21 protein-coding genes are annotated in these 25,690 nt (G+C 61.0%); 20 read left to right on the top strand and 1 reads right to left on the bottom strand.

All coding sequences use genetic code 11. The features are described from left to right. The first annotated feature begins 16 nt into the window (after positions 1 to 16). From secD to KB449_RS08025, 15 genes are all read left to right on the top strand, one after another. The gene (gene secD, locus KB449_RS07955; protein WP_282907865.1) at positions 17 to 1,267 is read left to right on the top strand and encodes a protein translocase subunit SecD; all 1,251 of its coding nucleotides are present in this window, start codon (positions 17 to 19) and stop codon (positions 1,265 to 1,267) included. After that, positions 1,257 to 2,165, top strand: a complete 909-nt coding sequence (gene secF, locus KB449_RS07960; RefSeq protein ID WP_282907866.1) for a protein translocase subunit SecF — start codon at positions 1,257 to 1,259, stop codon at positions 2,163 to 2,165. Before secD ends, secF begins: the two co-directional genes overlap by 11 nt. Positions 2,166 to 2,196: 31 nt before the next feature. After that, the gene (locus KB449_RS07965; protein WP_282907867.1) at positions 2,197 to 3,126 is read left to right on the top strand and encodes a cation diffusion facilitator family transporter; all 930 of its coding nucleotides are present in this window, start codon (positions 2,197 to 2,199) and stop codon (positions 3,124 to 3,126) included. Between the two features lie 67 nt (positions 3,127 to 3,193). Continuing rightward, the gene (gene recJ, locus KB449_RS07970; RefSeq protein ID WP_282907868.1) at positions 3,194 to 5,620 is read left to right on the top strand and encodes a single-stranded-DNA-specific exonuclease RecJ; all 2,427 of its coding nucleotides are present in this window, start codon (positions 3,194 to 3,196) and stop codon (positions 5,618 to 5,620) included. Between the two features lie 38 nt (positions 5,621 to 5,658). Then, positions 5,659 to 6,171 (top strand): adenine phosphoribosyltransferase, encoded by a 513-nt coding sequence (locus KB449_RS07975; RefSeq protein ID WP_282907869.1) that lies wholly within the window; start codon positions 5,659 to 5,661, stop codon positions 6,169 to 6,171. Positions 6,172 to 6,380: 209 nt separating this feature from the next. After that, on the top strand, positions 6,381 to 7,064 hold the full coding sequence (locus KB449_RS07980) for a response regulator transcription factor (protein ID WP_282907870.1): 684 nt from the start codon (positions 6,381 to 6,383) through the stop codon (positions 7,062 to 7,064). Then, complete coding sequence (locus tag KB449_RS07985; RefSeq protein WP_282907871.1) at positions 7,061 to 8,638, top strand: sensor histidine kinase; 1,578 nt, start codon at positions 7,061 to 7,063, stop codon at positions 8,636 to 8,638. The genes KB449_RS07980 and KB449_RS07985 overlap by 4 nt, the downstream gene beginning before the upstream one ends. A 338-nt stretch (positions 8,639 to 8,976) precedes the next feature. Next, positions 8,977 to 10,689, top strand: coding sequence for an efflux RND transporter periplasmic adaptor subunit (locus KB449_RS07990; RefSeq protein ID WP_282907872.1), 1,713 nt, complete (start codon positions 8,977 to 8,979; stop codon positions 10,687 to 10,689). Position 10,690: 1 nt separating this feature from the next. Beyond that, entirely contained in the window at positions 10,691 to 11,395 is a 705-nt protein-coding gene (locus tag KB449_RS07995) for an ABC transporter ATP-binding protein (RefSeq protein WP_282907873.1), read from the top strand. Beyond that, the gene (locus tag KB449_RS08000) at positions 11,392 to 12,558 is read left to right on the top strand and encodes an ABC transporter permease (protein ID WP_282907874.1); all 1,167 of its coding nucleotides are present in this window, start codon (positions 11,392 to 11,394) and stop codon (positions 12,556 to 12,558) included. The genes KB449_RS07995 and KB449_RS08000 overlap by 4 nt, the downstream gene beginning before the upstream one ends. A 35-nt stretch (positions 12,559 to 12,593) precedes the next feature. Then, complete coding sequence (locus tag KB449_RS08005; RefSeq protein ID WP_282907875.1) at positions 12,594 to 13,274, top strand: response regulator transcription factor; 681 nt, start codon at positions 12,594 to 12,596, stop codon at positions 13,272 to 13,274. Further along, positions 13,271 to 14,713 carry a sensor histidine kinase gene (locus tag KB449_RS08010; RefSeq protein ID WP_282907876.1) on the top strand — a complete coding sequence of 481 codons (1,443 nt, stop codon included), beginning with the start codon at positions 13,271 to 13,273 and terminating at the stop codon, positions 14,711 to 14,713. Before KB449_RS08005 ends, KB449_RS08010 begins: the two co-directional genes overlap by 4 nt. 117 nt (positions 14,714 to 14,830) lie before the next feature. After that, the gene (locus KB449_RS08015; protein ID WP_282907877.1) at positions 14,831 to 17,029 is read left to right on the top strand and encodes a RelA/SpoT family protein; all 2,199 of its coding nucleotides are present in this window, start codon (positions 14,831 to 14,833) and stop codon (positions 17,027 to 17,029) included. 76 nt (positions 17,030 to 17,105) lie between these two features. Then, entirely contained in the window at positions 17,106 to 17,549 is a 444-nt protein-coding gene (gene dtd / locus KB449_RS08020; protein ID WP_282907878.1) for a D-aminoacyl-tRNA deacylase, read from the top strand. Between the two features lie 149 nt (positions 17,550 to 17,698). After that, complete coding sequence (locus KB449_RS08025) at positions 17,699 to 17,842, top strand: hypothetical protein (protein ID WP_282907879.1); 144 nt, start codon at positions 17,699 to 17,701, stop codon at positions 17,840 to 17,842. Between the two features lie 218 nt (positions 17,843 to 18,060). On the opposite strand, the gene KB449_RS08030 is transcribed toward KB449_RS08025, so the two are convergent. Beyond that, the gene (locus KB449_RS08030) at positions 18,061 to 19,110 is read right to left on the bottom strand and encodes an NAD(P)/FAD-dependent oxidoreductase (RefSeq protein ID WP_282907880.1); all 1,050 of its coding nucleotides are present in this window, start codon (positions 19,108 to 19,110) and stop codon (positions 18,061 to 18,063) included. Positions 19,111 to 19,681: 571 nt separating this feature from the next. Here KB449_RS08030 and hisS point away from each other — a divergent pair. From hisS to KB449_RS08055, 5 genes are all read left to right on the top strand, one after another. After that, positions 19,682 to 20,962, top strand: a complete 1,281-nt coding sequence (gene hisS / locus KB449_RS08035) for a histidine--tRNA ligase (RefSeq protein WP_282907881.1) — start codon at positions 19,682 to 19,684, stop codon at positions 20,960 to 20,962. Between the two features lie 2 nt (positions 20,963 to 20,964). Then, positions 20,965 to 22,812 carry an aspartate--tRNA ligase gene (gene aspS / locus KB449_RS08040; RefSeq protein ID WP_282912759.1) on the top strand — a complete coding sequence of 616 codons (1,848 nt, stop codon included), beginning with the start codon at positions 20,965 to 20,967 and terminating at the stop codon, positions 22,810 to 22,812. A 32-nt stretch (positions 22,813 to 22,844) separates the two neighbouring features. Then, positions 22,845 to 23,603 carry a tRNA threonylcarbamoyladenosine dehydratase gene (locus tag KB449_RS08045; RefSeq protein WP_282907882.1) on the top strand — a complete coding sequence of 253 codons (759 nt, stop codon included), beginning with the start codon at positions 22,845 to 22,847 and terminating at the stop codon, positions 23,601 to 23,603. 222 nt (positions 23,604 to 23,825) lie between these two features. Then, positions 23,826 to 24,296, top strand: a complete 471-nt coding sequence (locus KB449_RS08050; RefSeq protein ID WP_282907883.1) for a hypothetical protein — start codon at positions 23,826 to 23,828, stop codon at positions 24,294 to 24,296. A 308-nt stretch (positions 24,297 to 24,604) separates the two neighbouring features. Continuing rightward, entirely contained in the window at positions 24,605 to 25,648 is a 1,044-nt protein-coding gene (locus KB449_RS08055; protein WP_282907884.1) for a CotH kinase family protein, read from the top strand. The last annotated feature ends 42 nt before the right edge of the window (positions 25,649 to 25,690 follow it).

The following is a 25,690-nucleotide window of genomic DNA, read 5'->3' on the forward strand; positions in this document are numbered from 1 at the left end:
GGGTCGGCAATACCATATGAACCGGATGCTCGCTTTCGTGCTCGTGGTTCTCGTTTCGTTCGGCGTTATCGCGGCTACCAGCCCGTATTTGCTGGACAAGACGAAGCTCGGGCTCGATTTGCAAGGCGGCTTTGAAATTTTGTACGAGGCATCCCCGCTCTCCGGATCGGGCGAAGTGACGAAGGACTCGCTCAACAAGACGGCAGAGAGTATTAAAAAGCGGATCGATGCCCGCGGCGTCGGCGAATCCGAAGTGACGCCGGAAGGCAAGAATCGGATCCGCGTCAAGATCGCGGGCGTCGCCGACGAGACCGAAGTCCGCAAAATGCTGCAGAAGCCGGCCGTGCTTACGTTCCGCAGCGCCGACGGCTGTGCCGCGGACGCCGGATACTGCAAGACCGAGCTGCAAGGCAGCGAGTTCAAGGAAGGCGCCGCCAAGGTCGTATACGACCAGTTGCGCAATCCGCTGGTAGAGATTCAAGTCAAGGACAAAAAGAAATTTGAAGAAATCTCTTCCCGCCTGACCGGCAAGAACCTTGCCATTTACTTGGATGAAGATATGCTTTCCGACCCGGTCGTCCAAGGGACGTTCACCGACGGCACGGCCACCATTTCCGGCCAGCCGACGCCTGCAGACGCCAAAGCGCTGGCCGATACGATCAATCTCGGGGCACTCCCGCTTAAGCTGACGGAGAAATACACCCAAAGCGTAGGCGCTACGCTCGGCAAGAAGTCGCTCGAAGAGACGCTGCTCGCCGGCATCATCGCGTCGGTCGCCATTTTCGTGTTCATGGTCGTATTCTACCGGCTGCCGGGCGTCATCGCGGGCTTCTGCTTGCTCGTATTCGTCTGGCTGCTTATCGCCGTCTTCTGGCTGATGGGCGCCACGCTGACGCTGCCCGGCATCGCCGCGTTCGTGCTCGGCATCGGCATCGCGGTGGACTCGAACATTATTACGGCCGAACGGATCAAGGACGAGATCCGCACCGGCAAGAGCATCGCGTCGTCGCTGCGGTCCGGCAACAAGAACAGCTTCCGCACAATCATCGACGCGCATATTACGAACATTATCGCCGGCGCCGTGCTTTACTTTATCGGCCAAGGCTCGGTCAAGGGCTTCGCGGTCGTGCTGCTCGCGTCGATCATCTGCAACATCGCGACCAACATCTTCCTGCCCCGCTACTTGATGCACCTGCTCGTGAAGAGCGGCAAATTCAACAAAGTCGGCTACTATGGCGTAAAGGAGAGTGAAATCCGTGCGCTATAAGTTTCACGACATCGATTGGATCAAATGGAGCAAGCCTTTCTTCATCGCTTCGCTCGTCATCGTGCTTATTGGCATTCTGTCGCTCTCCATCCGGGGGCTGAACTACGGCATCGATTTCCAATCGGGCACATCCGTGGATATTGCGATCACCAAGCCGGTAAGCGGCGACGACGTCAAGGCGTTTCTCGAAAAGGAAGAGCTAGGCGAGTATCACCTGACAACGGCCGCCGAGCGTTTATCGATCCGGTTCAAGGCTGCGCTGACGGAAGATCAGCAGAGCAAGCTCGAGTCGGACTTCAAGTCCAAGTTCGACGATAAGGCTTCGTTCGAGAAAAACATCGTCGACGTCGAGATCGCCAAGGAGCAGCAAACGAACGCCCTGCGCGGCATTCTGATCGCTTCGATCGGCATCATTATCTATATAGCGATCCGCTTTGAATGGCGGTACGCGATCTCATCGGTCATCGCGCTTCTCTATGACGCGTTTATCGTCATCACGCTGTTCTCGATCTTCCATCTGGAAGTCAACCTGCCGTTCATCGTGGCCGTGCTCACCATCATCGGTTACTCGATCAACGACACCGTCGTCATCTTCGACCGGATCCGTGAGAACATGCGCTTCGCGAAGGTGAAGTCGGAGGCCGATCTCGCGAAGGTCGTCAACGACAGCATCACGCAGACGCTGACCCGCTCGATCAACACGGTTATCACCGTCGCTTTCGCCGCGGTCTGCCTTTTCATATTCGGCAGCGAATCGATTAAGATGTTCTCGCTCGCCATGATCTTCGGTTTGATCAGCGGCGCCTATTCCTCCATCTTCATCGCCAGCCCGCTCTGGTTCTGGATGAAGCGCAAAGCGAAGCCTGCCAAGCCCGTCAAGGCGCAGCCGGCGCCTTGACGCAACAAGGGAATAGAGGTGTATCGATAAGATGACTCAAAAAAGGACCGGCAAAACGCTGCATGGCATCAAGGTTTCCCTGCTCGGGTTGCTCGTACTGTCGGTCTTCAAGGGTCTCGCGGGTTGGTTCACGGGCAGCAAAGCGCTGATGGCGGACGCGTGCCATTCAGCCGCCGACTTCGCCGCAGCCGTCAACTCGTATTTGCGGCATCGCCGGGCCATAGCGCCACGGGGCGCCGCCGAACGGCAGCGCGAAGCGGTGGCGGCGGTCATCTTCGCGGCGCTGCTGCTGCTCGCCGGCCTTGAGATGGCGATCTCCTCGCTGCGCGCGATCGCGTGGGGCCAGGATCGGGCGCCCGGTTGGGGCGCCGTCATCGTCATCGCGGCCAGCATGGTCGCCCGCGAAGCGTTGATCCTGTACCGGCGCAGCTACGAGCACCGCATGGGACTGCGTCCCGAAGCGTCTCGCACGGATCGCTCCGACGTGTTCGCTTCGCTGACCGCCCTGGTCGGCACGGCTGGCGCCATGACCGGCCGCATGCTCGACCTGCCCGTACTGTACGTGCTCGATCCGGCAGCGGGACTCGTGATCGGCGTGTTCGTGCTTCGGATGGGATATCGGCAAGCCGCTTCCGCGATCGGCGCGGTCGAACGCAGGCCGATGGACGAGGTGGATGCGCAGACGCTGCTTGAAGTGGTGCAACGTGTCGACGGCGTTGTTGCCGTCGATGAGATCAGAGCCAAAGAACACGGCCATTATGTAATCATTGATGTCCTTATTCGCGTGAATCCGCGCATATCGGTATTGGACGGACACGATGTCGCGCAGCGCGTTCGGCGGCAGCTGACCAAGCGGTTTCTGCACGTATCGGACGCTAGCGTGCGCGTCGAGCCGTACGATCCGGGTTATCCTTACAAATCGAATCACCAAGAGGAAGAAATGCCTACTTTAATTCAATAAATCGCTGTGGACTCCGCCGCCCAAGGCGGAGTCCACAGTGCTGTAAGGCAGAAAGGAGCGATCCCGGGTGAAATCCACCTATCGCTGGGTATTGGCGGAAGAAGACGACGAAGCGGCCGCAGCGCTCGGCGCGCAGCTTGGGCTGGCGCCGCTCGTCAGCCGTCTCCTCGTATCGCGGGGCTATCGGAACGCGGTGGACGCGGAGCGATTTTTGCATCCCGGACTCCGCGACCTGCACGATCCATTCCTACTGCTTGGCATGGACCGGGCCGTGGCGCGAATTCGGCAGGCGATCGACGGGGGAGAACGCATTCGCGTTTACGGCGATTACGACGCGGACGGCGTGACATCGACAGCGCTTATGCACAGACTGCTCAGCCGGCTCGGCGCCGAATTCGATACATACATTCCGCATCGCAGCAAGGAAGGGTACGGTCTTAACCTGCCGGCAATCGACCGGGCTGCGGAAGCGGGCGTAAAGCTCATCGTAACGGTGGATAACGGGATCAGCGCGATCGAGCAAATCGCCTACGCGGCAACGCTCGGCATCGACGTCGTCGTGACCGATCATCACGAGCCGCCCGCGGTCCTGCCGACAGCGGCGGTGGCCATCGTTAATCCGAAGCAGCCGGGCTGTCCATATCCGTTCAAGGAGCTCACGGGCTCGGCGGTTGCGTTCAAGCTGGCGCATGCGATGCTCGGCGAGCCGGATCTCGCGTTCGCGGATGTCGCCGCAATCGGCGTCGTAGCGGACCTGATGCCGCTCACCGGCGAAAATCGCGCGATCGTGAAGCTCGGGCTTGATGAGATGAATGCGCGGCCTTCTCCGGGCGTCAAAGCGCTTGCGCAAATCTCCGGCGCCGAGCCGGGGCGGCTCACGAGCGGGCGCATCGCGTTCGGACTCGCGCCCCGTTTGAACGCGGGCGGCCGCTTGGCGGAGGCGGACACTGCGCTGCGGCTCTTGATCACCGCCGAGCAGAGCGAAGCCGAGATGCTGTCGGCAGAGCTGGATATGCTCAACCAGGAGCGTCAGCAGCTCGTCGAAGATACGCTCGTACAGGCAGACACTGCCTGGCAGGCAATAGCGGCCTCCCACGGCGGGAGCGGCCCGGCGGTCATCGTCGTCGCCGGCGAGGGCTGGAACGCCGGCATTGCGGGCCTTGTCGCTTCGAAGCTCGTCGAGCGCTACTACAAGCCGACCGTCGTACTGGCGGCGGATGCTGCAACGGGGCTGTGCAAAGGCTCGGCGCGCTCGATCGAAGGCTTTGACCTTCATGCCGCGCTGACCGCCTGCTCGGAGGAGCTGGAGCACTTCGGCGGCCATAAGGCCGCAGCCGGCATGACGATGCGCACCGAACGGGTATCCGTGCTGGGCGAGAAGCTGTCCGCGCTAGCGGAGAGCTGGCTGTCTGCGGACGACTGGATTCCGCGCAAAAAAGCCGACCTCGTGTGCAGAGCTTCCGAGTTGACGCTCGAGGCTGCCGAGCAGCTGCGCGCGCTGGAGCCCTGCGGCATCGGCAACCCGTCGCCCCGCTTCGTGCTGCGCGGCGCGGAGGTCCTTGATGCCAAGGCGATGGGCAAAGAAAGCCGGCATCTGCGGGCGGTGCTGGGACAGGGCGGCCGCAAGCTGGAGGCCGTATGCTTCGGCAGGGGCGCCGACTGCGGCGCCATGCTGGGCTGCGGAACGGCGAACGTGCTGGGTGAGCTGTCCGTGAACGAATGGAACGGCAGCAAACGCGTGCAGCTCATGCTGCAGGATTGGCAGTCGGCCGCGCTGCCCGTGCACGACCGGCGGCACGAAGGCGACTGGCAGCGTATCTTGCAGACGCTGGCTGCGACGCAAGGAACGGCGGCGAGCCTGCTCGCGATTGTTGCAAGCGAGGCGGCGCTCTCCGAGCTGCGCGAGGCGCACGGAGACGCAGCGGGAGTGATAGTGGCATCCTACGCCGAAGCGGCCGCTGCCGCGACAGGCGTGGAGTCGCTGCGCCTCGCGCTTATCGATCTGCCGGAAGCGGGAGACGGCCTGGAGGGACTGCGCGGGCTGTTGACCGGCTGCGTCGTGGATGAGATCCATCTCCTCACGGCCGGACGCGTATCGGCGGGCTCCCGCAGCCGGCCGACGCAGGGCGGACGCATGCCAAGCAGAGAACAGTTCGGCGAAGTGTACGGCCTGCTCAAACGCAAAGCGAGCTGGATCGAGACGCCGGACGGATTTCTTCGCCAGGTGGCGGAGCGAACCGGACGAACGCTGGCGGACGTGGTCATGATGCAGGACGTATTTGAGGAGCTCGGCTTCCTGAGGCGGAGCCGGGCTTCGGTCGAGATCGTCGCCCAGCCCCCGAAGCGCCAGCTGGAGGAGTCACCGAGATACCGCAAGGCGCTGCTTCGGGCCGAGGTCGAGGCACTGGCAGCGATGTCTCCCGCAGAGCTGCGGAATTGGCTTCGCGCGCTCGCGGAAGGTAACGATGGCAAGCGGATAAGATCAAGTGTATAATGCAAGCTGGCGAACTTGTTTTGGAGGAGAGATTGAGCATGGATTTTAAACCATATATTCGCGTTATTCCCGATTTTCCCGTGCCCGGGATCCGTTTCAAGGATATTACGACCCTGCTTAACAACGGCGAAGTGTACCGCGCTGCGATCGACGAGCTCAAAGAACGCGTGAAGGATTGGGAGATCGACATCGTCGCCGGTCCGGAAGCGCGCGGCTTCGTCATCGGCGCGCCGCTCGCGCTGGCGCTCGGGGTCGGCTTCGTGCCCATCCGCAAGTCGGGCAAGCTTCCCGGCGAGACGGTAGAAGCAGGCTATGACCTGGAGTACGGCAAGGACACGCTGGCCGTACACAAGGACGCGATCAAGCCGGGACAGCGCGTGCTGATCGCGGACGATCTGCTGGCGACGGGCGGCACGATCGCCACGACGATCAAGCTTATCGAGCAGCTCGGCGGCGAGATTGTCGGCGCTTCCTTCCTGATCGAGCTGAGCTATCTCGACGGGCGGGACAAGCTTAAGGGCGCTCGCGTCGAGTCGCTCGTCCAATATTAACCGAATATCGCGGCGATTCGCGGCACAGCTGCCGCGGCCGGACGTTCCGCCTGACGGAGCGCCCGGCCTTTTTTGAATGGACCGTTCTTCCCGCTGGCCCAATTGCGTCATCTTCAGCCGATCTTCAGCATCGCCTCAGAGGCGCTTCAGCGCCTCGAAGGATAATGGGAATACACGAACAGCGGGCAACGCAGAGGAGCGACATCGCGATGAATCCATTAAAAGGCATTCGTATTCTCGCCGTAGACGACGAACCGAACATTTTGCAATTTCTGGAGCTGGGACTGATCAACGAAGGCTTCGAGGTACAGACCGCGCCCGACGGGATGACGGCGATCAATCTGGCCAAGAGCTTCAAGCCGCATGTCGCCGTTCTGGACGTCATGATGCCCGGCATGGACGGCTTCGAGGCGTGCAAGCTGCTGAAAAAGACGGAAAACGTAGCAGTCATCATGCTGACGGCCAAGGACGAGGTGGACGATCGGGTCAAAGGGCTTATGCTGGGCGCGGACGACTACATGGTGAAGCCGTTCAGCTTCGAGGAGCTGCTGGCTCGCATTCACGCGCGGGTGCGCAATCAATTTCCGCTTATGTCGGGTCAAGCCGTATTCGGTCCGATCAGCATCGACGACCGGCGCAAGGAGATCAGTCTGAGCGGCCGGGTGCTGGAGCTGTCGCCGACCGAATACGAGCTGCTCAAGTACATGGTCATCAACCATGGTATCGTGTTGAGCAAAGCGCTCATTCTCGACAAGGTCTGGGGCTACGACTTCGGCGGAGACGAAAATATCGTCGAGGTTTACATTCGCTCCCTGCGGGAGAAGCTCGGCGACAAGGAACATCAATTGATCCGCACGCTGCGCGGCGCGGGTTACAGGATCGATCTGCCGTGAGGCGGGCGTCGGGGAGCTCCCCGCGCACGCAGCTGAAGGGCTCGCTGCGCCTCCAACTGCTGTCGCGGTCGCTGCTCGTCGTGGCGGTGCTGCTGGTGTTCATCGGATTGTTCCAATACGTGCTCATGCGCAAGTTCACTTACGAGAACAAGGCTTCCGCGCTTCGCAGCCAGATTCTGTCGCTGCCGCCGGATATCTGGCGGGACCGTCAGGGGCATGGCGCCGGCGGGGCCGACCGCACGGTAAAATCCGGATTCGGGCCAGGCATCGGCAAGCCGCAGGATAACGGCGCGAACGGAGCGGAAGGGTGGACGAACGGAGAAGCGGAGCCAACGGACGATTCGGGCCAGATGCGGGGACGGTATTATGTTCCGGATGCGACCGTCGTATTGATAGGTACCGATCTGAGCTTTACGACGCTGTCCGAATGGACGGACCAGGCGGAGCCGCCGCGGCTCGCCGATGAGACGTACAAGGCGATCATGAACGGCGGCGAGGACGAATCGCGAAGCAAGGATTACCGGATTGCCAAGGACGCCGAAGGCCGCGAGCAGCTTGTGGTGCTTCGCTCGCTCGGCAAGGACGGCCAAGGCTCCGGCATCATCCAGTTCAGCACGGGAACGGAAGAGCTTAAGAAGACGCTGAACGGCCAGCTGCTGTTGTTCGGCGGACTTGCGCTTCTGGCGCTGTTCGCAGGGCTGTTCACGCTGCTGCCCGTGCTAAGGCGCACGCTGACGCCCCTCTCGGAGCTGGTCGACAAGGTTGAACGGATCGATGCCGGCAACCTGGACGAACGATTCCCGGCCGTCGCCAAGCCGGTGGAGATCGGGCGGTTGTCCGCGTCCTTCAACGGCATGCTGGCGCGGTTGAACGAGGCGTTCGAGACCGAAAAGGAAGCGAAGGAGCATATGCGGCAGTTCGTAGCGGATGCCTCGCATGAACTGCGTACGCCACTGACTTCGATTCACGGCTTCCTTGAAGTGCTGTTGCGGGGCGCATCAACAAATCCGGAACAGCTTGAACGCGCGCTTCGCAGCATGCACGGCGAATCGGAGCGGCTTCGCAAGCTGGTCGGGGATCTGCTGATGCTGGCGAAGCTTGACCAGCGCAGCGGCGTTCATGCCGTCCGCGGCAATCTGAGCGACACGCTGCGCGAGATGGAGCCTCAGCTGCGCATGCTGGCCGGCGCCCGCAAAGTCGACTTCGCGCTGCCGGAGGGCATGCACTGCTTGTACGATCCGGATAAAATCAAGCAGGTCGTGCTCAATTTGTTCCACAATGCCGTTCAGCATACGGACGCGGACGGAGGAGCGATCTCGCTTTCGATCCATCGCTCCGGCGGCTGCGTGAATCTCGAAGTCGAAGATAACGGTTCGGGGATCGATCCTGCTCACTTGCCGTACGTATTCGACCGTTTCTACCGCAGCGATTCCTCCCGTACGCGCAAGTACGGGGGCGCCGGCCTCGGCCTGTCGATCTCCAAGTCGATCGTCGACACCCTCGGCGGCGGCATAGCGGTATCGAGCGAGCCGGGCCGAGGCACCACCTTTACGATAAGCTTGCTCGAGGCTTGACTCCGACTTCGCCTCGGCGCCATTGACCAAAAAAGCAAATCAGGATGAAGCAGGAACGCCTCTGCTCCATCCTGATTTGTTTATTTGGGCTGCAATTGAACGCCACTCTTGCGCATGCCTCTGTACAGCAACCTTCAGCAATGGCACATGAAGCGCTCAGCTTGAGCTAAGGAGGCATTCATCACCGTTTTCTATAGTTTTAGGGGACGGCGCTTTCGTCGCGAAGGGGCGATAAAAGCGGAGGAAATGGCATTTTCACCTGGCTTTAAGCCCTTGTTCATCTTTAATTCACGCAAGTCTGCTAGTCTCCTCTTATCGTACATAGGAGGTCGTCTAGGATGAGGAAGAGCAGAAAATGGGTCGCCTGGATCGTGATCGTCTGCCTGATCGCGGCCGGCGGCGGGGGCTATTGGTGGTATACGTCCAAAGACACGAAGGCGGCGACGAACGGTCCGTCCTTCACCCAATCCCGCGTGACCAAAGGGACGATCACCAAGAGCGTCTCCGGCAGCGGCGCCGTCGAAGTGAGCGAATCGGAGACGGTGAAGCCATCCGAATCCGCGACGGTGGAGAAGGTCAAGGTAACCGAAGGCCAGACGGTCAAAAAGGGAGCCGTGCTCGCGACGTTCGAGGGCGAAGATGTCAGTCTGTCCCTGAGCAAGTCGGAGCTGAGCCTTGAGCAGCTTCAGATGCAGCTGGAGCAGGCCCAGGAAAAGTGGAAGTCGCTGCAAATATCCAGCGCCGAGCAGGCCGATATCGAATCGGCTGAGATGAACATCAAGTCGATTCAGCTGAACATCAAACAAACGAAGCTGGACATGCAGGATACGCAGGAAAAGGCGAAGGCGCCCGATCCGATCGTCGCGTCGATCGACGGCACGGTAACGGCCGTAAACATCAAGGACGGCGACACGGTAAACGGCCAGATCGAGGCGTTTACAATCGTGAATTACGACAAGCTGGATATTCAAATCTCGGCGGACGAGCTCGATATCTCGCAGTTGAAGCTTGGACAGGCCGCGAATATTACGATGGATGCGCTCAGCGGCCAGACGTTCACGGGCAAGGTGACCAAGATCGCCAAGGAAGGCACCTCCACGAACGGCGTCGCGACGTTCCCCGTCACGGTGAGCTTGGATAAGACGGACGGCGTCATGCCGGGCATGAACGGAAGCGTGGACGTCGTCATCGAGTCCAAGCAGGACGCGCTGCTCGTATCGGTCGAGGCGGTTACGCAGATGGGCACCAAGTATTTTGTGAGAGTGCCGGCAGACGGTACGACAACAGGGCAAGCGGCCGGCGGGCAATCTGTCGGCGGGCAGTCGGCGGGCGGTCAAGCGGCGGGCGGCCAGGCACAAGGCGGCCAGGCAGCGGGCGGTCAATCGGCCGGCGGCCAGGCACAAGGCGGGCAGTCACAAGGCGGCCAGGCACAAGGCGGCCAGGCACAAGGCGGCCAGGCACAAGGCGGCCAGGCACAAGGCGGCCAGGTACAAAGCGGCCAGTCACAAGGCGGTAACCAGTCGTCTGGCGGACAGGCAGCCGCAGGAGACCAGGCAGCAGACGGTCAAGCGGCAGGCGGCGTAATGCCCGAAGGGGCGCCCCGGTTCGACGGCGCCGCTCCCGGCGGCAACGGAGCGGGCGCGCAAAGCGGCCAGGGCAGGCAAGGCGGCTACGGAGGCGCAGGCCGTCAAGGCGGCTATGGCGCGGCAGGCGGCTTTACGAGAGGCGCTCAAGGCCAAACGGCCGCAGGAGCGGCGAGTACGAATTTTACGCTTAAAGAAATTACGGTCGGCATCACGACGGATTCGCAAGTCGAGGTATTGACCGGTCTGACCGAGGGACAAACGGTGCTGATCCCGGTCGTGGTATCTACGGGCTCCGGCAATCAGCAGCAAACGGGCTTTAGCTTGGGCGGCGGCTTCGGCGCAGGCGGCGGCGCGTTCCCGGCGGGCGGCGGCAACTTCGGAGGCGGAAATTTTGGCGGCAACGCCGGCAACCGTACCGGCGGCACAGGCGCCCGCACAGGCACAGGCACTGCGGGAGGTCGATGACATGAGCAAGTCCGCGCCCTCTCCTCTGATCACCATGGAGGACGTATTCAAGAAGTACACGCTGGCGGGAGAGACGCTGAACGCGCTCGACGGCATTACGCTTACGGTCAACAAAGGCGACTTCATGGCGATCATCGGGCCGTCCGGCTCGGGCAAGTCCACGCTAATGAACGTGCTCGGGTGTCTGGATACGCCGACCAGCGGCAAGTACATGCTGGACGGCGCTGAGGTCGGCAAGCTGAGCGACAATAAGCTGGCGAATATTCGCAACAACAAGATCGGCTTCATCTTTCAAAGCTTCCATCTGCTGCCGCGTCTCCGGGCGATCGAGAACGTCGAGCTGCCGCTAGTCTACCGTGGCATGTCCGGCCGCGAACGCCGGGCGCTCGCGAAGGAGGCGCTTGAGAAAGTAGGACTTGGCGAGCGTATGTACCACGTCCCGAATCAGCTGTCGGGCGGTCAGCAGCAGCGCGTCGCCATCGCCAGGGCGCTCGCGGGACGGCCGCCGCTATTGCTGGCGGACGAACCGACGGGCGCGCTCGACAGCAAGACGAGCCGGGACGTCATCGGTTTGCTCAAGGAGCTGAACGCCGAAGGCAATACGATCGTGCTCATCACGCACGATCCCAAGGTCGCGGAGCAGGCGCAGCGCGTCGTGCGCATTCAGGACGGCAAGCTGACCGAAGAGAGGAGCGTCGCTTCATGAAGCTGAGCCAAGGCATACGCATGGCTTGGGGGAGCGTCCGCGCCCAGCCCCTCCGCACGCTGCTCACCGTGCTCGGCATCCTGATCGGCGTCGCGTCCGTAACGATCATGGTCGCCATCGGCAACGGCACCTCGGAGCAGGTCAAGAGCCAGCTCCAGGGGCTCGGCACGAACATGCTGACGGTCAATGTCGTCGGCCGGGGCGCCGTCACCAGCATCAAGCAGACCGACGTGCAATCTTTGGCCGACGTGGACAACGTCGACAGCTATGCGCCGAACATCAGCGGAAACGTAACCGCGAAATCGGGTACGCTGACCTATTCCGCGTCCGTCAACGCGACCACCTCGGCTTTCGCCGACATACGCGATTACGAAGTGGCGCAGGGACGCTTCATCTTGGATATCGACGATTCGTTCAAGCAGAAGGTCGCTGTTGTCGGTTCCGAGGTCGTGACCGAGCTTAAGTTGAGCAACCCGGTCGGCAGCAAGGTTTCGTTAAACGGCATCCCTTACAAGATTGTCGGCGTCCTCGCTTCGAAGGGCAGCACGACGAACGGCTCGAGCGACAACGTCATCATCGTGCCCTTGTCCACGGCGCGCGTCGTGCTCCAGACCGACGCGATCCGCACGATCTACGTGCAGGTCGACAGCGAGAAAAACGTCGACAAGGTGCAGACCGCGCTCGAGAGCAACCTCAAGTCTTTTTTCCGCAATGACGAAGACAGCTATAATGTATTCAACCAGCAGGATCTGCTCGAGACGATTACGTCGGTATCGACTTCGGTCTCTACGCTGCTGACTTACGTGGCGGCCATCTCGCTGCTCGTCGGCGGCATCGGCGTCATGAATATGATGCTCGTCTCGGTGACGGAGCGCACACGGGAGATCGGAATCCGCAAGTCGCTCGGAGCGAAGCAGCGCGATATTCTGTTCCAGTTTCTCGTAGAAGCCTCGATGATCGGCTTGCTCGGAGGCATCGCCGGGGTGGCGGTGGGCGCGAGCGGCTCCAAATTCGTCGGCAAAATGATGGATTCGCCCGCGTCTCCATCCGTCGATATTATGGTGATCGCAGTCGTCTTTTCGATCGGCGTCGGCGTGCTGTTCGGGTTTCTCCCGGCAAGACGGGCCTCGCGGCTCAATCCGGTCGAGGCGCTGCGTCAATAACTTATCACCATCACAGGTAAAAGGAGGCAGGCCGGTTGTCCGCGCACATACTCGTCATCGAAGACGATCCGTACATCAGCGAGTTGATCGGCCTGTATCTGAAGCGAGAAGGCTTCGGGTACGACGTTGCGGGCGACGGGGAGGACGGTTGGGATTTGTATTCCTCCGGACCTCCCGATCTTGTCATTCTCGACTTGATGCTGCCCGGGCTGGACGGCTGGGCCGTCTGCCGCAAGATCCGCGCCGAGCGCTCGACGCCGATCATTATTCTGACGGGCAAGGGCGAGAGTTACGACAAGCTTAAGGGCTTTGAGCTTGGCGCGGACGATTACCTCGTGAAGCCGTTCGATCCGAAGGAGCTGATGGCGCGCGTGCGCGCCGTCCTCAGGCGGACGATGCCGGGGTTCGCGCGGGAGCCGATCCGGATCCCCGACCTGACGATCGACCTGGACCGCTATATCGTCGAGTGCTGCGGAGCGGAGCTGACGCTTCCGCCCAAGGAAATGGAGCTGCTTCATCTGCTCGCTTCGATTCCCGGCCGGGTTTTCACCAGGGACCAGCTCCTGGATCGGATATGGGGCTTCGAGTTCGACGGCGATCCACGCACGGTAGACGTGCACATCAAGAGAATCCGGGAGAAAATCGGCATGACGGAGCATTATCGAATCGAAACGATACGGGGCGTCGGCTACAAATTCGAGGTGAGCGGGGCATGAGGCGGTACAGCGGCATTACCGTCAAGCTGCTGCTCGCCTTTTTTGCCGTGCTGCTGATCTCCTTCGCCATTACGATGTTCGTCTCCGACCGCTTCGTTCGTTCGCAGCTGCGGGACCGCAACGACCAGATGGAAGCGCGGCAGCTCGACGTGACCGCAGCGCTCGTGCGCAGCGCCTACCGCGAGCAATGGAGCCGCGCGCAGCTGACGTCGGCGCTCCAGATGAGCGGCGGGCCGAACCGGACGATCGTCATTTTGAACAGTGCCGGAGAGGTCGTGCTCCAGTCGGGCAACCCGGGCGCAGGCGGGAGCGTCGAGCTCGACCCGCAAGCCTTGAAGGAGACGCTGGCTGCCCGGGACAAGCATTGGCGGCCCGGCGACGCATCCGGCGAAGGGAAGATCCGGATCGCGGCCGGACCGGTCGGCGGGGACGTCACTTGGAACGCACAGACGATTTTGGTCGTCTCGCAGGCGTTTCAGCAGGATTTCAACGTATTCAGCGGCCTGTTCCGCAATATCATGATCACGATGCTAGTCGTCTCTACGATCATGGTGCTTATCGTCTCGCGAAGCATGACGGCGAGACTCAGGCGCATGACGCAGGCGGCCAGAGACATCGCCAAAGGCAAGTTCGATATTCGTTTGCCGGACCGGCATCGCGACGAGATCGGCGAATTGGCTTCTTCGCTCAATCATATGTCCGCCGAGCTCGGGAGCCTCGACCGGATGCGCAGGGAGTTTCTCGCCAACGTCTCGCACGATCTCAGATCGCCGCTCACCTCGATTGGCGGCTTCGTCGAGGCGATGCTGGACGGCGCCGTTCCGCAGGAGAAGGAGATGCATTACCTGGGGCTCGTCCGCGAGCAGACGCAGCGGATGAACCGGCTCGTAAACGACCTGCTCGATGTCGCGCGCATGGAGGCGGGACAGCTTGAGATCTCGCCCGTGCCGTATAACCTCAGCAGCTGGATCCGGGGACTGCTCGCCCGCATGTCTCCCGATGCGGAACGCAGGGGCATCAAGCTCGAGCTGATCGGGGACGCGGAAGATCTATGGGTGACGGCGGATCCGGACCGGATCGACCAGGTGCTCGCGAACCTCGTGCTGAACGCGATTCAATTTTCGCCGAACGGACGGACCGTGCAGGTCGAAGCGGTTCGCGACGGAGAACGCGCGCGAATCAGCGTCCGGGACCGCGGTGTCGGGATTCCCGGCGGGGAGCTCGATAAAATCTGGCAGCGTTTCTATAAATCCGACAAAGCCCGCTCCGCTCGAACGGGCAGCGGACTGGGTCTGGCCATCGTCCAATTCGTGCTTGAGAAGCATGGCACCGCGGCTTCCGTAGACAGCGCCGAAGGGGTGGGCACGGTGTTCACCTTCTCGCTGCCGCTGGCGGAGCAGCCGTCCCATCCGCCTTATTCCGCCCGCGACGGCATCTGACGGCGCTCGCCGGCTGTTGACGGTTCCCTCCGCCAAGAGGCATAATGGAAGGAATACCTCACGATTCGCGGCGGCCCGCGTTTTTTCTCGCAGGCCCGGAGCGGAAAGGAACATGGCATGGGCATGGAGCAGCTGCTTGAAAAAGCGTCGACATACATGAAAGAGCAGGACTTAGAGCGCATCCGGGAGGCCTACGCGTACGCCGACGAGGCGCACCGGGGGCAGCTGCGCAAATCTGGCGAGCCCTATATTCTCCATCCTTTAGCGGTAGCGGAGATTATGGTGCAGATGCAGATGGACGTGGTCACCGTCGAAGCGGCGCTCTTGCACGATGTCGTCGAAGACACGACCGTCACGGTCGACGACGTGCGCGGCGAGTTCGGCGAGACGATCGCCGGACTCGTAGACGGGCTCACGAAGCTGGAGAAGATCCAGTTCCGGTCCAAGGAAGAACAGCAGAACGAGAATTACCGCAAGATGTTCGTCGCGATGGCGAACGACATCCGCGTCATCCTGATCAAGCTGGCGGATCGCCTGCACAATATGCGGACGCTCAAGTTTCAGTCCGAGGAGAGCCAGCGGCGCATCGCGCACGAGACGATGGAGATCTACTGCCCCATCGCGCACCGGCTCGGGATGAGCGCGATCAAGTGGGAGATGGAGGATATCGCGCTGCGCTATCTCAATCCGCAGCAATACTACCGGATCGCCAACTTGATGAAGAAAAAGCGCACGGAGCGCGAGCAGTACATCTCCGAGCTCGTCGACAAAATCCGCGAGAAGCTCGAAGAGATGGGCATCCAGGGGGATATCTCGGGGCGGCCCAAGCATATCTACAGCATTTACAAAAAAATGACGGAGCGCGGCAAGCAGTTCAACGAAATCTACGATCTGCTGGCGATTCGTATTCTCGTGGACAACGTCAAGGATTGCTACGCGACGCTGGGCATCATCCATACGCTGTGGAAGCCGATGCCGGGCCGCTTCAAGGATTATATCGCGATGCCCAAGGCGAACATGTACCAGTCGCTCCATACGACGGTCGTCGGTCCGACAGGCGAGCCGACCGAGGTGCAGATCCGTACCTGGGACATGCATCGCACGAGCGAATACGGGATCGCCGCCCACTGGGCCTATAAGGAAGGCAAGGATTCGGGCAACTTGGCGGGCAGCTTCGGAGACAAGATGAACTGGTTCCGCGAGATTATCGAGCTGCAGCAGGAGACGCGGGACGCCGCCGAGTTCATGGAGTCGCTGAAGATGGATTTCTTCACCGATCTCGTATTCGTGTTCACGCCCAAAGGCGAAGTGTACGAACTGCCCGCCGGCGCCGTGCCGCTCGACTTCGCGTACCGGATCCATACCGAGGTCGGCAACCGGACGATCGGGGCCAAGGTCAACGGACGGATCGTCCCGCTCGACCACAAGCTCAAGACCGGCGACATCGTCGAGATTCTCACGTCCAAGCATTCGTACGGACCGAGCCAGGATTGGCTGAAGGTGGCGCAGTCCTCGCATGCGCGCGCCAAGATTCGGGCGTGGTTCAAAAAGGAAAAGCGCGAGGAAAACGTCGCGAAGGGCCGGGACGCGATCGAGCGCGAGCTGAAGCGGCTCGGGCTCGAGCCCTCCGAGTGGATGTCCGACGACAAGCTGCTCGAAGCGGCGCGCAAGTTCACGTTTAACGATACCGAGGATATGATGTCGGCGATCGGCTTCAGCGGCATCACGGCCGCGCAGGTCGTCACCCGGCTGACGGAGAAGCTGCGCAGGGAAGCCGAGGAAGCGCAGCAGATCCAGCTGACGAGCGAGGTCAAGGAAGTGCGTGCGCCTTCCGCGGCTGCTGCCGCCAATCGATCGCGCACGTCAAGCGGGGTACGTGTCAAAGGCGTCGACAATCTGCTCGTCCGCTTCGCGCGCTGCTGCAACCCGGTGCCGGGCGACCCGATCATCGGCTACATTACGCGCGGGCGCGGCGTATCCGTACACCGCTCCGATTGTCAGAACCTGCCGACGGCAGCCGAGGGCGAGGAGGCGCAGCGCGTCATCGAGGTCGAATGGTGCGAGGAGGTCGAAGCGAGCTACAGCGTCGAGATCGAGATTCTCGGCCACGACCGCCGTGGCCTGCTCAACGAGGTGCTGCAGACCGTGTCGGAGAGCAAGACCAATATCGCGGCCGTCTCCGGCCGCTCGGACCGCAACAAGGTCGCGATCATGCACCTGACGATTTTGATCCGCAACAAAGAGCATCTGCAGAACGTGGTAGACAAGATCAAGCGGATCAAGGATATTTTCTCAGTGCAGCGGCTCATGCAGTAAGGAACACAGAAAGTTCAAGCGATGAATGCGGCGGCCGAATCGGCCGCCGTTTATGCGTGGAGGAGCGAATAAGACGATGAAAGTCGTATTGCAGCGGGTTTCGAATGCCCGTGTCGAGATAGACGGAAAAACGGTTGGAGAAATTGGAGCGGGCCTAGTGCTGCTCGTTGGCGTCAGTCAAGAGGATACCGAAGGGGACGCAGCATGGATGGCCGACAAGATCGCCGGCCTCCGTATTTTCGAGGACGAAGGCGGCAAGATGAACCTGTCGGTAAAGGAGACGGGCGGCGCGATCTTGTCCGTCTCCCAGTTTACGCTGTTTGGGGATACGCGCAAGGGGCGGCGACCGAATTTTATGGGGGCGGCCAGGCCGGAGGTTGCTTCGGCGCTTTATGACCGGTTTAACGAGCTGTTGCGCGAAACGGGTTTGATCGTCGCGACCGGATCATTCGGGGCGATGATGGACGTGACGCTGACGAACGACGGACCGGTGACGTTGGTTCTGGATACGAAGGAATAACAAGAGCGTTCACTTCGGGTTATGCATCTGCGATCTTCCGTCCGCCGCGGCTGAATGGAAAAAGAGGACGAGGGCAACACTACGTATCGTTACTCTTTTCAGCCTGGAAAGGAGCCGATCGTATTCGCCAGTCACCGAAGGAATCAAGGATGAATCGGGCGGCCGGCACGCTGCCGGGCGCGGACCGCCGGGAAGCGCAAGCGTTGATGGCCGAGGAATTCGCGGCCGAGCTCTCGCCTCGCAATACGTCCGCAGACGGCGGCATTCGGCCTCGCCGCCCGAAACGCGGCTGACGCGCGAGTAAGGACGTCCGATAGCGTCATTGCAAGCGCGCGGTCGAATAATTGGAAGCGACGGGTCGCTCGATTGATTTGCGTTTGTAACAAAGACGTAATGTTAGCTTCATCCGCCCTTAATGAATCCCGACTATTATAGTTGGTGACCCCCTTTTTCTATAAGCAACAAACTTAAGCCCGCTCGATCTTCGAGCGGGCTCTTTCTTTCTCTTATGCTACTTCGCGAACATTTGCTTTTTAAGCTCTGCGTTGCGTTTGGCGAACACGTCATTGTGCGAGGACACCATGCCGTAGGCATTCGCTTCGGGCGTGATGTATTGCTTCGCCTTGTTGACGGCGTTCGCTGCGTCCTGGAAGGCGCCCGCGATCAGGTGAAGCTTGCCGTCATGCGCGAGAATATCGCCTGCGGCGTAAAGGCCGGGCACGGACGTCTCGCTCATCGGCGTGCCGTCGATGCCCCAATCCGGCCGCATCCGAACGTCGATATCGCTCTTGTCGAGCATGTCGCTGTCGCGCTCGTAGCCGTGGTTGATGATCACTTCATCGACCTGAAGCTCAACGATGGAATCGTCTTCCATGTTCTTCAGCATAACGCTGCAGATCGCGTCATGGCTGTCCGAAGCGACGAGCTTGTCGATCGCCGTATTCAGCAGGCAGACGACAGTACCGCTGTTAAGCTTCGTAATCTCTGCTTCGTGGCCCTTCAGGGTTTCCTTGCGGTAGGTCAGATACACCTTGGCCGCGATCGGTTCAAGCTCGTTGGCCCAGTCGATCGCCGAATTGCCGCCGCCCGAGATCAGGACCGTTTTGTCCTTGAAGCGGGAGAGAGACTTGACGGTGTAATGGAGGTTGGACACCTCGAACCTGTCCGCGCCGTCGATATCGAGCTTGGTAGGCTTCAGTATGCCGCCGCCAACGGCGAGGATGACCGTTTTCGAATAGTGCTTGTCGCCGGAATCCGTGCACAGGACGAACAGACCGTCCTCGCCTTTGGAGATGGACGTGACCTTTTCGCCCAGGACGACTTCGGGACTGAAGGTGAGGCCCTGCTGGATCAGCTGCTTGATGAGCTGCTCGCCGGTAACCGGCGTGAGTCCCCCGACGTCCCAGATCATTTTCTCCGGATAAACGTTGACCTTGCCCCCGAGCATCGGCTGATACTCGATGAGCTTCGTCTTCATTTCCCGCAGACCGCTATAGAAGGTGGAGTATAGCCCGGCCGGGCCTCCGCCGATAATGGTGACGTCAAATACGTTCGGTTGCATAAGCGATCGATCGCTCCTTCATAGTCGCGTATTGAGCCGGCTGCAGTCGGCCTGCAGAACTCATTTCCAATATCGTACCACATTCTCATGAGAATGAGAATCGTTATTGATTCATTGCGCGTACTATTCTTTCGCAATTGAGGCCATTTCTTGACACGTCGACCCGACGAAGGGTAAAATGAAACTCAATTGTATCAAGCCATGGATTCAATGACGGGAACAAGTACTCCGGACCCACTTCTCCAGAGAGGATCGCCTTCAGGCTGCGAGCGATCCGCCGATGACCGGACGAACGACATCTCCGAGAACCTCCCGCGAACGGGTGGAAGAGAGGCGACACGCGCCGAAGCGCGAACGCCGGGATTCCGCGATCAGTAGCGAGCAGGCGTACGCCGGGCGTTAACCGGTTTTGAGAGCGATCGCGATCGCTTCCGCATCCGATGCGGAAGAGCGCGTTCGAACGACGGGTGGTACCGCGGGAGCATATAGGAGCTCTCGTCCCGGATGGCGCAGCGATGCGCAGTCCGGGACGAGAGCTTTTTTTGACGAATTTCGAGAGGGTGGTGCAGCAATGGCATTCCAAAAGCCGCCGGGCACGCAGGACTTCCTGCCGGGCGCGTCCGAGCTGTGGCAATACGTCGAGCGGACCGCGAGGGAAGTCGCCAGAAAGTACAGGTTCAGGGAGATCCGTACGCCCGTATTCGAAGCGACCGAGCTGTTCCAGCGAGGCGTCGGAGAGACGACGGACATCGTCGAGAAGGAAATGTATACGTTCGTCGACAAGGGCGACCGCAGCATGACGTTGCGGCCGGAAGGGACCGCAGGCGTCGTCCGCGCCTACGTGGAGAACAAGCTGTACGGCGAACCCGAGCTGTCCAAGCTCTACTACATCGGGCCGATGTTCAGGTACGAGCGGGCGCAAGCCGGCCGCTACCGTCAGTTCCACCAATTCGGGGTGGAGGCGATCGGATCCGAGGATCCGGCGCTCGACGCCGAGGTCGTGGCGCTTGGCTATTCCTTTTATAAGGAAGTGGGCTTGACCGGCGTGACGGTCGACATCAATTCCGTCGGCACGCCCGAGGTGCGCGCGGCGTACCGGGAGACGCTGCTCGGCTTCCTCCGTCCGATCAAGGACACGCTGTGCAAGGACTGCCAGTCGCGCATGGAGCGCAACCCGCTGCGCGTGCTCGACTGCAAGGTGGACCAGGACAAGTTCGAAGGCGCGCCATCGATCCTCGACAGCCTTGACGAGGCTTGCAGCGCGCACTTCGCGCTCGTGCGGCAGTACCTGGACGATATGGGCGTCCCGTATCGCGTCAATCCGCGGCTCGTGCGCGGGCTGGACTACTACACGCACACGGCGTTCGAGTACAAGGCGCAGGGCATCGGCGCGATCGACACGATCGGAGGCGGCGGGCGCTACAACGGCCTCGTCTCGCAGATCGGCGGCGAAGATCGTCCGGGCGTCGGCCTTGGCCTCGGACTCGAGCGCACCGTCATGCTGCTCGAGAGTCAGAACGCGAAGCCGGACTTCGGGCCGGCCGTCGACGTGTTCGTGATCGCGCTCGGCGAGCGGGCGGAGCGGGAGACGCCAGGCCTGCTCTACCGGCTGCGCGAAGCCGGCCTGTCGGTCGACAAGGACTACCAGGGTCGCAAGACGAAGACGCTGTTCAAGGCGGCCGACCGCATCGGCGCACGATATGCGGCCGTCATCGGCGACGACGAGCTCGAGCGCGGAGAGGTCGGGCTGAAAAACCTAAGGACGCAGGAGCAGCGGCAAGTGCCGCTCGCCAATCTGGCCGAAGCGGTACGCGAATGGAACCAACAAGACGAAGAGGGGTTAGCGCAATGACGATGCTTAAAACATTTGACGCAGGCAAGCTGACGAAAGAACACGTGGGACAGTCCGTCGTACTGAACGGGTGGGTACAGGGCTGGCGCGACTTCGGGGGCATTCTGTTCATCGACCTCCGCGACCGCAGCGGGATCGTGCAGATCGTATTCAATCCCGAATTTTCCGGCGACGCGCTGGAGCTGGGCGGACGCGCGCGCAACGAATACGTGCTCGCGGTGAAGGGCAAAGTCGTCGAACGCGATCCCGAGACGGTGAACGCGAACCTAGCGACCGGCGAGATCGAAGTGCAAGTGACCGAAGTCGAGATCATGAACAGCGCCAAGACGCCGCCGTTCCCGATCGAGGACGGCGTCGAGGTTGACGAGTCGCTGCGTCTGAAGTATCGCTACCTCGACCTGCGCCGTCCGGAGATGCAGCGTACGCTGTACCTGCGCTCCAAGGCGACCAAGGTATTCCGCGACTTCCTCGACGAGAACGGCTTCCTCGACGTCGAGACGCCGATCCTGACGCTGAGCACGCCGGAAGGCGCGCGCGACTACCTCGTGCCGAGCCGCGTGCATCCGGGCGAATTTTTCGCCTTGCCGCAGTCGCCGCAGCTGTTCAAGCAACTGCTCATGATCGGCGGCATCGAGCGCTATTACCAGGTCGCCCGCTGCTTCCGCGACGAAGATCTTCGCGCAGACCGCCAGCCGGAGTTCACGCAGGTCGACATCGAGACGTCGTTCCTGTCGCAGGACCAACTGCTTGGCATGATGGAAGAGCTGATGGCGCGCCTGTTCCGCGAAACGATCGGCGCCGAGATCGAGACGCCTTTCCAGCGTCTCACCTATCACGACGCCATCCACAAGTACGGCTCGGACAAGCCGGACCTGCGCTTCGGGCTCGAGATCGAGGACGTCACCGATATCGTCAAGACGAGCGAAGTCAAAGTATTCGCTTCGGTCGCTGCCGGCGGCGGCGTGGTCAAAGCGCTTAACGCCAAGGGCTGCGCGAGCTGGAGCCGCAAGGAGCTCGACGACCTGCAGCCGTTCGCCGCCCGCTACGGCGGCAAGGGCATCGCCTGGATCACGGTCAAGGACGGCGAATGGAAGGGGCCGATCGTCAAGTTCTTCAAGCCTGAAGAAATAGCCTCGCTGACCGAGCGTCTGGGCGTCGAAGACGGCGACCTGCTTTGCTTCTCCGCCGACAAGCTGAAGACGGCCGCCGACGTCATGGGCAACCTGCGTCTGAAAGTCGGCCGCGATCTCGGCCTGATCGACAACAAGAAGTTCAAGTTCCTGTGGGTCGTCGACTTTCCGCTTCTCGGCTGGGACGAAGAGGGCAAGCGCTTCGTCGCCGAGCATCATCCGTTCACCCGTCCGCGCGACGAGGACGTCGCGTTGTTCGATACCGATCCGGGCGCGATCCGCGCGCAGGCGTACGATATCGTTCTTAACGGCTATGAAGTCGGCGGCGGCTCGATGCGGATTTACCGCCGCGAAGTGCAAGAGAAGATGTTCTCGGCGCTTGGCTTCACGCTCGAAGAAGCGAAGGAACGCTTCGGCTTCTTCCTCGACGCGTTCGACTACGGCACGCCGCCGCACGGCGGCATCGCCTTCGGCCTCGACCGCCTGATCATGCTGCTGACCGGCCGCACGAACCTGCGCGAGACGATCGCCTTCCCGAAGACGGCGAGCGCGACGGATCTGCTGACGGACGCGCCTTCGGGCGTCGAGCACAAGCAGCTCGAGGACCTGCACATTCGCCTCTCGGCCAAAGCCCTCGCCGCCCAAGCGAAGGCAGCCGCGCCGGCCGAGCAGTCCGAATCCGAAGCCGGCGGCGAAGAGCCGGCTGCCGCCAAGGAATAACCGGATCTTAAGGCCAAGGGAGGAGCGATCCTATGCTGCACCAGTTCTCGCGCACGGAGCTAGCCATCGGACCCGAGGGACTCGAAACGCTTAAGGGGAGCACGGTCGCCGTGCTCGGGATCGGGGGCGTCGGCGGCATCGCCGCCGAGGCGCTCGCCCGGTCGGGTATCGGGCGTATCATCCTCATCGACAAGGACGTCGTGGACATCACCAACGTCAACCGGCAGATCCACGCGCTCACGACGACCGTCGGCCAGCCGAAGGCCGAGCTGATGCGCGACCGTATCAAGCTGATCAACCCCGAATGCGACGCGCTCGCGCTCAAGATGTTTTACACCGAGGAGACGTACGAAGAGCTGTTCAAGTATCCGCTCGACTATGTGGTCGACGCTTCCGACACGATCTCTTACAAGATTCACTTGATCAAGCAATGTCTTGAGCGGCGCATTCCGATCATCTCGAGTATGGGCGCGGCCAACAAAACGGATCCGAGCCGGTTCCAGGTCGCGGACATCTCCAAGACGACTGTCGATCCGATCGCGCGCGTCATCCGCACCAAGCTGCGCAAAGAGGGCATTAAAAAGGGCGTCAAGGTCGTCTTCTCCACGGAGGATCCGATCAAGCCGCGGGAAGACGTGACCCAGCGAATCGTGCCGGATACGGCGCCGAAGGAAATCCGCAAAGCGCAGCAGCCGCCGTCCAGCAACGCCTTCGTGCCGCCTGTCGCCGGGCTTATCATGGTGAGCGTCGTATTCCGCGAATTGGTAGAGGCGGGCAGAACCAAAGAATAGTTATTGTCATTCATTAACCAAACCGGAAAGCAGGAAGACCATAGCCTTTTGCGGACGCCTTGATTCGGCGGTTCGCAGAAGGCTTTTTGCTTTTCCGGTAAAAGAAAGGGATTGTCCGCAGCCGATTTTTCACGCCTGGCGCCCATTTGTGCCATTGTCCCTGTCACTCCGCAGTTGTCCTTCATACACTGGATCATCCTTGTCGCATGGAGGTGTAGAGTCATGAGCAAGCAATCGTCCGCCAACAAGAAAAACGTGCTGCTCTCATCCGGCTACGGCAAGCTGCATCCCAAAAAGCGCCGTAAGCACCCTAAAAAATGCGGCTGCAAGCCGCATCGGAAGCATCGCGACGACCACCACAGCCATCGCAGCCATCATAGTCACCGGAGCCACCGAAGCCAACACCATTCGCGCTCTGGCGCGGCACCTGTCCGTCCGGAGCCGATCGATCCGGTCGGGGAAGGGCTCGGCGGTCTCGGGGGCCTTGGCGGTCTCGGCGGGCTTGGCAGTCTTGAAGGCGGTCTCGGCTGGGGAGGAGAAAACGGTGGGAGTTCGCTCGGCGGACTCGGCGGAATCGGCGGTCTCGGCGAACCGGGATCCGGCCGCGACGGCGACCATCACTCGTATTCGGGCTCGCATTCGCACCGTTCCGCAAGGACGGCATCCGCAAAACGCGGACGAAAAAATCGCTAAAAGCAATATTAAGCGCGAATGTCACGAAGCTGTCGCACGGGGACTGTCTAAAACGTTCGCTGAAAACGATGCGAAAGCTGAATGAAGCCGGACTAGTCAAGCGGTACGCAGCAGAGGCCCCCTGCTGCGTACCGCTTGCGTTTTGGGCTATACAGCTCGCGATCCGGTAACGGTGCGTTCGCTTCTTTCCAACTTCCTCTCAATCGACGGATCCTTAATGACGGCAATGAACCGTCACGTTCGCCTGCCGCCCGAATAGGCTGTCGATAATCCTACAGGGCGTGCGGCCCGAAGCGGAGGCGAAGCCCGTGCCATTGCCCGTCAGAATGCTGCGCATCTCGGAACGTCATCTGAACGAAATGGAGAATAATCTATGGAACGGGCGCTTCGTTCCCGCTGCAATCGAGGGATGGCATGCCGGCGCCGCGTCTGTCGGCGTCCGCTACAGAGGCGGACATACGCGCGCCTATCCGAAGCGGTCGTTCGAAGTCGCCTCGTCCCAGGGAACTCGCCATTACAATGCCGAGCTCGACGATCCTTCAATGATCCGCAACGCGCTGTCGTTTTGGTTTCTGGAGCGCATCGGATTGCCCAGCCCTTCAGCCCGTCACGTGCTCCTTGCGCTTAACGGGGCACCGCTCGGCGTTTACTTGGAGATCGAAGCGGTGGACGACGACTTTTTTCGCAAAAGGGGGCTGCGTGCCTCGAGTTTGTTTTATGCGGTCAACGACCGCGCGGACTTTAGACCGGCTCCGCGAGCGTCGTTGCTGGACGGCTATGAATACCGTTTCGGCGGACGCGGCGGGCGGGAACGGCTGCGCGGGTTTATCGCCGGCCTTCACAGCCGGAGATCGGCTGCAAAGACAGCTGCTTACTTGTCGTCACGTCTTGATATCGACAATTACTTGCGATGGCTGGGCGGTGCCGTTCTCACTGGCAATTACGACGGCTTCGACCAGAACTACGCAATCTACCAGAACCGGGCAACCGGCCGTTGGTCGATGGTCCCGTGGGATTATGAGGGAACTTGGGGACGGAATTGCTTCGGAAAATCCATCGGCGCGGACCTTGTTGAGATCGGGGGCTACAATTCGCTGACGCGGAAGCTGCTGGGCCATCCGCCCTTTAAAAAGCGATATAAAGATTTACTTCGGGTGTTGCTTGGGAACGCCTTCACGGAGCGTTCGATCATGCCGCGAGCTGAGAAGCTGCACCGGGAGATCGCCCCTTATATGCGAGCGGAACGGCTTGCGCGCGGCGCTTATGCCGGCTTCTCCGGGGAATTGAAGACGATTCGTGAATACATTCGAGACAGGCGAGCCATATTGATTCGGGATTTGAAGAGACTGTAACTCTTATTCCGGCAGCATATTGCAGGAACGTTCGTTCCCCTG

The sequence above is a fragment of the Cohnella hashimotonis genome, from assembly GCF_030014955.1.
Classification (GTDB): Bacteria; Bacillota; Bacilli; order Paenibacillales; family Paenibacillaceae; genus Cohnella; species Cohnella hashimotonis.